We start from the raw sequence: 11,491 nt of genomic DNA, 5'->3' as shown, positions 1-11,491 counted from the left end.
TGATCGGTGGTCTGGGCTTGTGTTGATCGTGGAACGCTTGGGGGCGGGGGGTGTTCACGCAAGCGAGAACAAGATCAGTGACGGCACGGTGCCCGCCTGGGCGAGGATCCGGGACAGCGCCACTGACGCGGCGAACTGCGCCGGCATGCTCGTCCCGTGCGGTGCCGTGTCGGCCGGCTTGCGGCCCAGCAGCACGTCATGAAGGGCATCGTGTGCCGGGTAGCCGTGGCAGGCCATGGCCTGCGTGACCTCTGCGAGGACCTCGCTCGCCGTGCCCCATGATCCGGCTGGAAGGGCGGTGTTCGTGCCTTCGTGGAGGCCGGCCAGGGCTCCGGTGGGGTCAAGTTCGCTGCCCGGCGGCGAGGTAGACCACTGCTTCGTCGTGCATGTGCGGGAAGTCGTCCATCAGTGGCCCGACCGCTTCCATACGACCGTCACGGCGGGGAGGCCGTTTGCTGGTTCGGCGCGCAGGACCAGCAGGCCGTCTCGAAACTCCACGGTGCGGGAGAAGGCGGTGTTCTCCCACTGCGGGGTGCTGCCGACGATCGTGTGGTGGACGACCACGTCGTTGTGGAACTCGTACCGTCCGGCATAGCCGACATATCCGCCCGAGCCGCCGAGCTGGGCGGACATGCAGCCATCCGTGGTGTACATGATCTGGCCGCGGGCGTCCTCACCGAGCGGGTGGGTGATCTCGCCCTTCTCCGTGCCGGTCAAAGACAGCAGTTGCCAGGTGCCGGCGAGCAGAAGCGGGTCGGCCGGCGACTTTGATGCCTGGTCCATGTTCGGTGTCCTTTGTTCTGGGGTCGAGTGGGATCGGGAGGCGGCGGGTCGCTCGGGCCAGCCAGGGCGGGTGCGACGGTGGCCATCGCCATCAGCCCGTCCTGCACCGGGGTCCGGGGCAGGCAGCAGCCAGAACGAACACAACGGGTTACGCCTGTCGTTGAAGACGACAACCAGTACACCGCGCGGATTTTCCGACGGACAGACGGTCGAGGCGGTGAATGCGCTGCAACCGCTGCACCATTGCGCACTTGTGAATTCGGGGCAGGGTGGCCTGGTACTCCAGTACGACTTCGCGACCTTGCGGCAGGGTGTGGCCGCGTATGGGTCGCCGACGAAGGACGCGCTGTCGCCGTGTGGGCCACTCCCGACGAGGATCCCTCGCCCGCTTTCGCCGAGGTCGGCCCGGTGCTCGGCGAGCTGACCGGCGACCGGCAGGCCGCCTACGAATCCGCAGAGCAGGCTGTTGCTCCATACCGGCCGCAGGAGCCGGCGTGGTTCCTCAACACGGTGGCCGTCTCTCCCGAAGCGCAGGGGAAGGGCCTTGGCAGCGAGGTGCTGGTTCCCGGTATCGAGGAGGCAGGGCACGCCGGGTATCCGGCGTGCCTGGAGACCTCCAGTGAGAGGAACGTGCGGTTCTACGAGCGGCTCGGCTTCCGGGTCACGGCCGCTGTCACCCTCCCCGACGGCGGCCCCCACACATGGTGCATGCGCAAGGACCCGCGCTGAGGTCTGGAATTGCTGCCGGCAACGGGGCGCACTCGGGCGGGCCACCCCGCCGGGAATCGCAGTGCGGGTAGTTGCAATCCTGGCGCGGACCGGACCGGAGATCCGCCGTATCCTCGCCGCCGTGTTCAACCCGCCAGCCCGGGAACGCCGAGCGCAAACACCGGCCGAGGTGCAGCGGTGAAGTGCGCTGCGCACCGCCACGCAGCGGTCGAGGCCGCCCGCCCCGGTCGGCCGTCGGGGGGTGCACGGCGTTCTCCCGACGTCCGCCGCCGCCGGGACAGGCGCCCGGCCGTCCGGACCCACGGTTCCCGGCCCGTGACGTGGCCGCAACGCCGCGCGAGAGAGCGCGGGCTGCGGTACGAGGCGGGCGCTGCCCGCTCTGCGGTCTGCCGTGGGGCCGGACGGCACGGTGCTGGGCCGGGATCCGTCGCGCCGCCCTGGCAGCCCGTCACGGGCGCCCGCTCACGGACGACGACGTGCGGGCGAGGCCAAGCTCCGTCCGTTGCTGGCGCGTTACGGCTGGTGTCTCGACGCCTACGCCGACGCCTACGACCGATTCCTCGCGCGTGCCGTGCGCAAGCCCTGATGCTCGGGCCTCGCGAACGCTCCGCAGCGCGCCGGGCGACAGCCGACGATCGGGGGAACGCGCGCCGCCGACGGGCGCCCGTCATCGTCTTCGGTTCACTCCTGTCCCGGCACGTGGGCGCGCCGACCGTGCGGAACCGGACAGCCGCGAACACCCGGCGTGGGGAACGTACCGAGCCGGGAGACCTCGTAACCGTTCGGGTATCCCTTGATCTCGGGGTTCTGTCGGGCGTAGTGCGGGCTGGTGCGCGGCGGCAGCAGTCGGACGGCTCGCGCCCGCAGACGCAGGGCGCCGTGGGTGAGGCCACGCGCCACCGGCCCCGGGCGTTCGTACCTGAAGGCTTGGAGCAGCGAGTCGTCGAGGAGCGCGAGGGCAGCCTTCCGCAGCACCGGCGCGAGGGGGCGCGGGTACCAGGAACCCATCAGGCCCAGTGTGGCGTCGGAGACACGGCGTCCGCCCTCGTCCCAGCCGAAGTGCTCGGCCTCGTAGTCGTCCAGTGTGCGCTCGAAGTCCTCGTACGTCTCCGGCAGGTCCTTGATGCCCATGTGGGCGCCGAGGGTGCGGTAGTAGACGGCGCACGCCCGTAGTTCGTGCGAGGACAGCCGGCGCCAGCCGAAGTCGTCGAGCCACCGCTTCGGCGTGACGACGAAGGTGCACAACACGTAGCGCATGTCGTCGTTGCTGATGTCGTAACTGCGGTGCATCTGATTGATCCGGCGGATGGCCGTCCGTCCCTCTGCGCTGGTGAAACCGTGCTCCACGACCGTGTCGAGGAGAAGTGCGGTGTCGTCGTAGCGTTTCTGCGACCGCTCGGTCAGTTCGGCGGTCTCGGCGAGAAGCCGGCCGATGCTGGGTACGGCATAGGTGCGGTACAGGGCCAGTTCGAGTGCGCGGGCGATGTCCCACGGAAACTCGCAGGTCGCCGTGATGCGATAGATCCGCAGGAAGTCCCGTTCCGGATCGAGACGCTGAATCTCCTTCAGACGGTCGTAGCGCTGCACCGCTCTGCCCCCCATTGCCTCGGTCGGAAGTCCCACTCTATGTCGGACGGGCGATGCGGTCGTCGAGGAGGACGCGCTGTATCGGCCCAGCGGCGCATGGGGGCGGAAGATCGTGGGGCACGCAACTGCCGGGCCTGCTGGAGGCGCTGGACGCGATCGCGGTACGGCCGGCCTGACCTGCGCTCCACAGGACGACGTCCCGGTCACCGGTGCCTGCGAGGTCGCGGACACCTGAACGGGCCGGCGGACCACGCCTCCTTCGCGACCGCAGCCGCTCCCGCTGTGAGAACACCCGCGGAGTTCCGTCGGTTCCAGCCTGCCCGAGAGTCACCTCAGCGGCTCGCCGACCTCGTGCATGTGCCGGAGCGCCTGGCGGTACGACTCGACGAGCCCGGTCTCCGTGTACGGCATGCCGAGCGCCTCGCAGTGGGCGCGCACCAACGGCTGCGCCAGCCGCAGATGCGGGCGGGGCATGCTCGGGAAGAGGTGGTGCTCGATCTGGTAGTTGAGCCCGCCGAGGAACCAGTCGGTGAGGGCGCCGCCGCGCACGTTGCGCGACGTGAGGACCTGGCGCTGGAGGTGTCCCCAGCGGTCACCGTCGGGGTCGGGCATCTCCATGCCCTTGTGGTTGGGCGCGAACGCCATGCCCAGGTGGAGCCCGAAGAGGGCGTGGTGCAGCAGAGCGAAGGCGGCGGCCTTCCCGGGTGACATGACCGTGAGCAACAGTGCCGCGTAGAGACCGAGATGGGCGACCAGGAGCAGGGCCGAGAGGGCGCGCTCCCTGGCGGGCTGACGGCTCAGGTACTGGAATCCGGCGATCTTGAGGGCGATGCCTTCGAGGAGCAGCATGGGGAAGAACAGCCGGGCCTGGTGACGGGTGAGCCGACGGGCGAAGCCTTCGCGCAGGGCCGCCTGTTTCCGGGTCCAGACCAGGGCTCCGACGGCGACGTCCGGGTCCTTGTCGATGTGGTTGGGATGGGCGTGGTGACGCACGTGCTTGTCGTTCCACCACGCCTCGTTCATGCCCAGCAGCAGGTTGCCGTGCACGAGACCGACGGCCCGGCTCGTCCGGCGGCGGGCGGATATCTGGGCATGTCCGGCGTCGTGCCCGATGAACGCGGTACGCGACCAGAAGAGTGCCAGCGGCAGCGCGAGAAGCAGGGTCCACCAACTGTCACCGACGAGGAACATGCCGGTGACCACGGCACTCAGGGCGAGCAGATTGGCGGCGATGCCGAGCGCGTACCAGCCGGTGCGGTGTTCCAGAAGCCCTTGCCCCTTGACCGCTTGGAGCAGCGGCGCGAAGTCGCTCCCCCGGCCCGGGGCGGCGCCACGACTCGGCGCGGCCTCCCGGCTCGCGGCGGTCTCCTGACTCGGGACGGCTCCACGACTCTGGGCGGCTTTGTGCCCTCCTGCCGCGTCAGTGACGTCTCCCGTACCGTCCCGGGCACCTTCCGCAACGGTGGGCATGGCCTGGGACATGGGGTCTCCGTCTCTGGAGGGCTGCGTTGACCTGTCGAAACGTACGGTTGCCGGAGCCGTGGCGACCATGGCGCCACCACCCCGGGTCAGGTGGGGCCAGCCCCCCTCCCGCCGAGGGGGCCGGCTGCACCGGGGACGTCGTGCGGCGGCTCGGCGGGCGTGGCGAGCAGAGCGCCGCATCGTCGGGAGCCGGACCACCACACCTCCCGAGAGTGAGGCGGATCACAGCGACATCCGGCGTGATCCAGGGGAGAGCGGAGTACCCTCGGCCTCCCAGAACTCGCTAGTCAAATTTGAGGAATTCGGCCATCGCTGTGCACAGGTCCCCTGCCGCAACGCTTCCCGAGGTCTCCGCGCTCTCCGGCTGTTCCGTGGTCTTCCTGCCCGGGGACCCCTTCCGTTCCGGTCGCATCGCCTTCTGGCATCCGGACGGCAGCGCTCCGCCCGACGGGCCGGGTTCCGCCGAGGAGCTGGCAGTCGTCGGGGCCGACGCGCAGGTGTATCTCGTACCCGCGCTGACGCTCCCCGTCCGGGACGCGCTGCCCGTGCTGACACGCGCCCGAATCGCGCCCCATGCCTCCGACGCCGCCGCGTTCTGGGGCGCCGCCGCGCTTCTCGCGTTGCAACTCGTCGCCCGCGGCCTGCTGTTGCCCGGGCTCACCCCCACCGACCACGACGCCTGGCGGGCCGGTCCGCTGACCGCGGACGACCACGAGCGCATCCGTACGCTCGCCGCCTCGATGCCGCCGCTCGCCCACGCCGTTCCGCTCGACGCGTCCGCGCACCCGGTGCTGCTGCCCGAACCCGAGCGGCTGCTGCGCGCGTTCCTCGACGCGGTGGCCGACGGCCTGCCGCGCACGCCGGCCGCGGCCCTCGCCACGACAAGCCCCGCGTTCGCCGTCGACGAGGCGCTGCGTCTGCCGGGCCGGCGCGCCTGGGCCGCGACTGTCGCGGCCGGACACGATGCGGGCGTCCGCCTCTCGCTGCGGGTGGAGGTGTCGGGTCTCACGGACGCGGAAGCGGACGACGGGCCTCCCGCCGGGGCTGGCGACGGACCGTCCTTCCGGGCCGTCCTCCAGGTCCACGGTGCCGACGATCCGGCGCTGGTCGCCGATGCCGCCGACCTCTGGAGAGGGGCGGGGCCCGCTGCGGCGTTCGGCCCGCGCGCCCGCATGGACGCGCTGCTGGCACTGCGTCGGGCCGCCCGGGCCTGGCCGGCGCTGACACCGTTGCTCTCGGCCTCCGTGCCCGACTTCGTCGAACCGGCCGACGAGGAGCTCACGGAACTCCTCGGTCCCGCCGGACGGGCTCTCGCCGCGGCCGGGGTCCAGGTGCACTGGCCGCGCCAACTGGCCCGCACGCTCACCGCGCGCGCGGTGATCGGCCCGCCCGACGACGTTGCGGACCGGGAGCCCGGGGAGCCGTCCCGTGCCGTTGCGGAGATGCCGTCGTTCCTGTCGGCCGACGCGCTGCTGTCGTTCGACTGGTGGTTCGCGCTGGGCGACCAGAAGCTCAGCCGCGCCGAACTGGACCGGCTCGCGGAGGCCAACAGGCCGGTGGTGCGACTGCGCGACCAGTGGGTGCTGATCGATCCCGAGGAGGCGCGACGCGCCCGGGAGACCCGGGACCGCAAGGTCGCACCGATCGACGCGCTGGGCGCGGTACTGACCGGTTCCGCCGAGGTCGACGGCCACCGAATCGCCGTGCGGGCCACCGGCCGACTGGAACAGCTGCGCCGCAGGCTGGCGGATCCGGAGTCCGACGCGGCACATGGCGAATCGCGGACGATCGGTCAGCCCGCCGCGCTCGACGCGGTGTTGCGCGACTACCAGCTGCGTGGCCTGAACTGGCTGCACACCATGACCTCGCTCGGCCTCGGCGGCTGCCTCGCGGACGACATGGGCCTCGGCAAGACCATCACTCTGATCGCTCTGCACCTGCACCGGATCGCCGCCGATCCGGCCACCGGGCCGACCCTCGTGGTGTGCCCGACCTCGCTCATGGGGAACTGGCAACGGGAGATCGAGAGGTTCGCGCCGGGCACGCCGGTCCGCCGTTTCCACGGCGGATCGCGCAGCCTCACGGAACTGGCGGCGGGTGAGTTCGTCCTCACCACTTACGGCACGATGCGGCTCGACGCGACGAGGCTCGCCGAGATCGAGTGGGGTCTGGTGGTCGCCGACGAGGCACAGCACGTCAAGAACCCCTATTCGGCGACCGCCGGACGGCTGCGGACGATCGGCGCGCGGGCGCGGGTCGCGCTCACGGGAACGCCGGTGGAGAACAACCTGTCCGAGCTGTGGGCGATCCTCGACTGGACCACTCCCGGTCTGCTGGGCCGCCTCGGCACCTTCCGCACACGCTACGCGCGGACCGCGGAGGGCGGTGATCCGGCGGCTGCCGAACGGCTCGCCGCACTCGTGCGGCCGTTCCTGTTGCGGCGGCGCAAATCGGATCCGGGTATCGTCCCGGAACTGCCGCCGAAGACCGAGACGGACCGGACGGTGTCGCTCACCGCGGAGCAGGCCGGACTCTACGAAGCGGTGGTGCGGGAGACTCTGGCCGCGATGTCGGGTACCGACGGCTTCGCGCGGCGGGGGCTCGTGGTGAAGCTGCTGACGGCGCTGAAGCAGATCTGCAACCACCCGGCGCAGTACCTCAAGGAGAGCGCGCCGCGGATCGAGGGCCGCTCGGGGAAGGTGGAGCTGCTGGACGAGTTGCTCGACACGATCCTGGCGGAGGGCGGAAGCGTGCTCGTGTTCACGCAGTACGTGGGAATGGCCCGGCTGCTCGAACGTCACCTGGAGGCCCGGGGCGTGCGCACGCAGTTCCTGCACGGCGGCACACCGGTCACGGAACGGGAGGCGATGGTACGGCGGTTCCAGGCCGGCGAGTCCCCGGTCTTCCTGCTGTCGCTGAAGGCGGCCGGCACCGGGCTCAACCTCACCCGCGCCGGGCATGTCGTGCACTTCGACCGATGGTGGAACCCGGCAGTGGAGGCGCAGGCCACCGACCGCGCGTACCGGATCGGCCAGACCCAGCCGGTGCAGGTGCATCGACTGATCACCGAGGGCACCGTCGAGGACCGGATCGCCGACATGCTGGCCAGGAAGCAGGAGCTGGCCGACGCGGTGCTCGGCTCCGGCGAGGCGGCACTGACCGGATTGACGGACGTGGAACTGGCCGAACTGGTGGAACTGCGAGGGGGCGCCCGATGAATCACGGGTACGACGGACGCGGCGTATACGACGGATACCACAGGGAGGAGGGGCCCGGCGGCGCCGCACACGGACAGGACGGGTACGAACAGAACGGGCACGGACAGGACGCGCACGGGCAGGACGGGGACGTCGACGCGGTGTACGGCCGGGGCGACGACGCGGGCGGACCCGGCGCCGCCGTGCGGGCGTCCGCCGACGGCGGGCGGAACAGCGGCGCGGCACCGCCGCAGGAACGCACCTTCGCCGCCCTGCCGCCCGCGCGCGGACGCGGCTTCGCCTCCTCCTGGTGGGGACGCGCATGGCTGAAGGCCCTGGAAGACACGGCGCTGGACGGCACCCAGCTCAAGAAGGGCCGCGGGGTCGCGCGCGAGGGCCGGGTCGGCGCGATCTCGGTACGGCCGGGCCGGATCACCGCGGTCGTCCGCGACCGGGACGCGTCGGCGTACCGCAGTGACGTACTGCTCCAGGAGCTGGACGAGGCGGAATGGGAGCGTTTCCTGGACGTGGCCGCCGCCCGCGCCGGGCACGTCGCGGCGCTCCTCGACCGCGAGTTGCCGCCTCATCTGGTCGAGGACGCGGCGGCGGCAGGGGTGGAACTGCTCCCGGGAATCGGCGACCTGGAGCCTTCATGCAGCTGCGAGGCGTGGGACCACTGCCCGCACACCGCCGCGTTGTGCTATCAGGTGGCGCGGCTGCTCGACCAGGACCCGTTCGTGCTGCTGCTCATGCGGGGACGAGGCGAACGCCTGCTCCTGGACAAGCTCCAACTGCGCATCGCGGCCCATGCCCCGCAACGGGTGCCGTCCGGCAGCAAGACCCCGGCCGACGGGCCCGGTGCCGCGTGCGCCGCGTCGGCGGAGGCGGCGCACGGAGGTGTGCGGGCGGACGAGGCGTTCGCGGCACGCGACATCCTTCCCCCGCTGCCCGCTCCCCCGCCGCTGCCGGACGAGCCGGGTCCGGTCCCGTCGCTGGAGACGGAGGCAGAAACGGAGCCCGGCATCGACACGGCGGCCCTGGAGTTGCTCGCGGCCGACGGGGCGACACGTGCCCACCGGATGCTGGCGGACGCCCTCTCCCCCGACCATGCGCACCGGCCGCTGCCCACCGCGCTGACGCCGCAGCAGGACGCCGTGCGGCTGGTCGCCGACGCCCGCCCCGGTCCCTGGATCGTGGAGCGGCTGGCCACCGGATCGGGGCGGAGCCCGGCCGCGCTCGACGCGGCTGTGCGCGCCTGGCGGTACGGCGGGGCGGCGGGAATCGCCGTGCTCGACGAAGAATGGGCCCCGGATCCGGAGACGCTGGCCCGGGCCCGTGCACGGCTCGCCGACGCGTGGGAGGAGGACGAGCGTCCCCGGCTGCGGGCTGCGGGCAACCGCTGGACGGCCGCGGAGGACGGTGTGCAGCTCCGGTACGGGCGGGACGGCCGCTGGTGGCCCTACCGCGAGGAGGACGGACACTGGGTACCGGCAGGACCGGGGGACGAGGACCCGGCGGCGGCACTGGGCGGTTCGGACCGGGCGGAGAGGGCCGAGGGCCCGGACGGGACAGGCGGGGGGAACAGGGCCGGGAGACCCGGCATTTCGGACGGCTGAGGACGCCATTACGCGTTCGCCGCTCCCCCTCCGCCGCTCTCGCCGCCCGCGTGCCGTTCCCCGCTCCCCCTCCGCCGCTCTCGCCGCCCGCGTGCCGTTCCCTGTCCTGCGCTCCTCGTCCTGCGCTCCTCGTTCCACGGCCCCTCACGAAGTCCGGCGACGGTCGGGGCGCGCCAGCGCGTTCCGCCCCCGTCCGTCGCCACCCTCCCCCAGGTGTTCAGTGTTCAACTCGATGTCACCCCGCGTTGAGAGGAAAAGCGGAACCTGACGCCCGTCCGATCTGTTCGTGCATCAGGAGGCCCCATGTCCGCGCGTGTCGTCCGTCGTTCCCTTGCCGTCGGGTTGCCGCTCGCCCTGCTCGCGACGGTTTCGGTCGCCGCAACCACGGCGGGCGCACAGGACCGGCACGGGCGTCCCGGGCCCACCGCGCGAGTCACCGGGAGCGCCGTGCTCGGGGACGTGCCGCTGGCCGGATTCAGCAACGGACTACTCCCGGGCACGGTCGACGACGACCGAGGGGTGATGCTCGGCGGGATCGGCAGCGACCTCTACCCGGCCGGGCGCAAGGGTGAGTTCTGGACGGTGACCGACCGCGGCCCCAACGGGCAGATCAAGATCGACGGGAAGAAGCGGCGCACCTTCCCGATACCCGGTTTCGACCCGGCGATCGTCGAGGTCCGGGTCGACGGCGGGCACGTCCGCGTCGTGCGGTCCATCCCGCTGACCACCCGTTCGGGCGCCCCGGTCAACGGCCTGCCGAACCAGCCGGGCCGCGACGAGGCCCCGTACACGTACGACGCGAGGACGCCGCTCACCTACGACCCGAACGGTCTGGACACGGAGGGCATCGTCCGCGCCTGCGACGGGACCTTCTGGCTCGTGGACGAGTACGGCCCCTCGCTGGTGCACGTCTCGGCACGCGGCCGGGTGCTGGCCCGTTACGTCCCTGAGGGACTGGGGCTGACGGGCACCGACTACCCCGTGGTGGAGGCGCTGCCCGGCGTACTCCTGCACCGCAAGACCAACCGCGGTTTCGAGGGGCTGGCCCAACTGCCGGGCGGCGACCTGGTGCTGGCGGTGCAGAGCCCGCTGTCGCTGCCCGACCAGGACGCGGGCGAGTCCTCGCGCAACACGCGGCTGCTGCGCTTCTCCCCGAAGAAGCGCGCGGTCACGGCGGAGTACGCCTACCGGTTCGACCCGGTGGATGTCGTGGATCCGGGCGAGGACGACACCTCCGAGCTGAAGATCTCCTCGGTCGTCGCGATCGGCCGGAACACCCTTCTGGTCCAGGAACGCACGGACAGGACGGCCCGGCTGCACCGGGTGACGCTCCCGCACGGCCGCGGCATCCTGGGCTCCGCCTGGGACGACCCGGCCACGTCGCCGTCGTACGAGGAGCTCACCGCCCCGTCGGCGGCCGGCGTGCCGGTGCTCCGCAAGAGTCTGGTCGTCGACCTCGGCAAGGTGCCGGGGGTGCCCGGGAAGATCGAGGGCGTGGCGGTGACGGGACGGAACACCCTCGCCGTCATCAACGACAACGACTTCGGGATGACCGACGGCCCCGACGCGTTCGACGCGAACGGCCGACTCGTCGACAGTGGCATCGACACGTCGGTGACGCTCCTGAAGCTGCCACGCCCGCTGCACGGCTGACCACCGGTCGCACACGACGGGGCCGGGCCCGGGCGGTGGTGGCCCAGGTCCGGCCCCGCGCACGAACCGGCCCGCTCCGTGACCCGCCGTTCGCCCTCCTGCCCGGACCGGCCGCCTCCCCGGTCCGCCGTTCTCGCCCGTCCCCGCGCCCACATCGGGCACCTGGCGTCTTCCGCCGCCCGCGCGGCGCCCGTACGGTGGGGCGCGCGAGCTACGGTCCGTCCCGGCTCGACGCCTGCCAACTGGTCGGCCAGGCGGGCGAGGCGCCGCCGGCGATTGTGGGCGACACCAACCACACCAGCGTCGCGAAGATCCGCAAGGAGTGTCTGCCGGCGGCTGATCCCCATCGTGGGATGCGCCGCCACGCGTGGAAGAGCGCGGGTTTCCTCCCCCGGCCCTGGCACCCTTGTCCCTTCCCCCGCCCCGATTTCCCCCACGTACAGG

At 72.0% G+C, this 11,491-nt stretch carries 8 protein-coding genes; 4 read left to right on the top strand and 4 right to left on the bottom strand.

Features of this window, described 5'->3' with window-relative positions; genetic code table 11:
* Positions 1–54: 54 nt before the first annotated feature.
* Together ACGF2V_RS17795 and ACGF2V_RS17790 are read right to left on the bottom strand one after the other, a co-directional pair.
* Entirely contained in the window at positions 55–237 is a 183-nt protein-coding gene (locus ACGF2V_RS17795; protein ID WP_362706945.1) for a hypothetical protein, read from the bottom strand.
* Between the two features lie 168 nt (positions 238–405).
* Positions 406–783 (bottom strand): lipocalin-like domain-containing protein, encoded by a 378-nt coding sequence (locus ACGF2V_RS17790; protein WP_362624424.1) that lies wholly within the window; start codon positions 781–783, stop codon positions 406–408.
* Positions 784–1,137: 354 nt separating this feature from the next.
* Between ACGF2V_RS17790 and ACGF2V_RS17785 the strand changes: the two genes are divergently transcribed.
* On the top strand, positions 1,138–1,512 hold the full coding sequence (locus ACGF2V_RS17785) for a GNAT family N-acetyltransferase (RefSeq protein ID WP_362706942.1): 375 nt from the start codon (positions 1,138–1,140) through the stop codon (positions 1,510–1,512).
* 681 nt (positions 1,513–2,193) lie between these two features.
* On the opposite strand, the gene ACGF2V_RS17780 is transcribed toward ACGF2V_RS17785, so the two are convergent.
* Both ACGF2V_RS17780 and ACGF2V_RS17775 read right to left on the bottom strand, forming a co-directional pair.
* Positions 2,194–3,114: an oxygenase MpaB family protein gene (locus tag ACGF2V_RS17780; RefSeq protein ID WP_362706939.1), complete on the bottom strand. Its 921-nt coding sequence runs from the start codon at positions 3,112–3,114 to the stop codon at positions 2,194–2,196.
* 312 nt (positions 3,115–3,426) lie between these two features.
* The gene (locus ACGF2V_RS17775) at positions 3,427–4,581 is read right to left on the bottom strand and encodes an acyl-CoA desaturase (RefSeq protein ID WP_362624418.1); all 1,155 of its coding nucleotides are present in this window, start codon (positions 4,579–4,581) and stop codon (positions 3,427–3,429) included.
* A gap of 314 nt (positions 4,582–4,895) precedes the next feature.
* Here ACGF2V_RS17775 and ACGF2V_RS17770 point away from each other — a divergent pair, with 314 nt between their 5' ends.
* From ACGF2V_RS17770 to ACGF2V_RS17760, 3 genes are all read left to right on the top strand, one after another.
* A complete protein-coding gene (locus tag ACGF2V_RS17770; RefSeq protein ID WP_362706936.1) occupies positions 4,896–7,799 on the top strand; it encodes a DEAD/DEAH box helicase in 2,904 nt (967 codons plus the stop codon).
* Positions 7,796–9,394, top strand: coding sequence for an SWF or SNF family helicase (locus ACGF2V_RS17765; RefSeq protein WP_362706933.1), 1,599 nt, complete (start codon positions 7,796–7,798; stop codon positions 9,392–9,394). The genes ACGF2V_RS17770 and ACGF2V_RS17765 overlap by 4 nt, the downstream gene beginning before the upstream one ends.
* Positions 9,395–9,697: 303 nt before the next feature.
* Positions 9,698–11,047, top strand: coding sequence for an esterase-like activity of phytase family protein (locus ACGF2V_RS17760; RefSeq protein WP_362706930.1), 1,350 nt, complete (start codon positions 9,698–9,700; stop codon positions 11,045–11,047).
* Positions 11,048–11,491 lie beyond the last annotated feature (444 nt).

This window comes from Streptomyces sp. NPDC047982 (assembly GCF_043204165.1).
In the GTDB taxonomy this organism is placed as follows: Bacteria; Actinomycetota; Actinomycetes; order Streptomycetales; family Streptomycetaceae; genus Streptomyces.
Note: the sequence above shows the minus strand (reverse complement) of the source record. Positions and strands in the feature narration are given on the sequence as shown.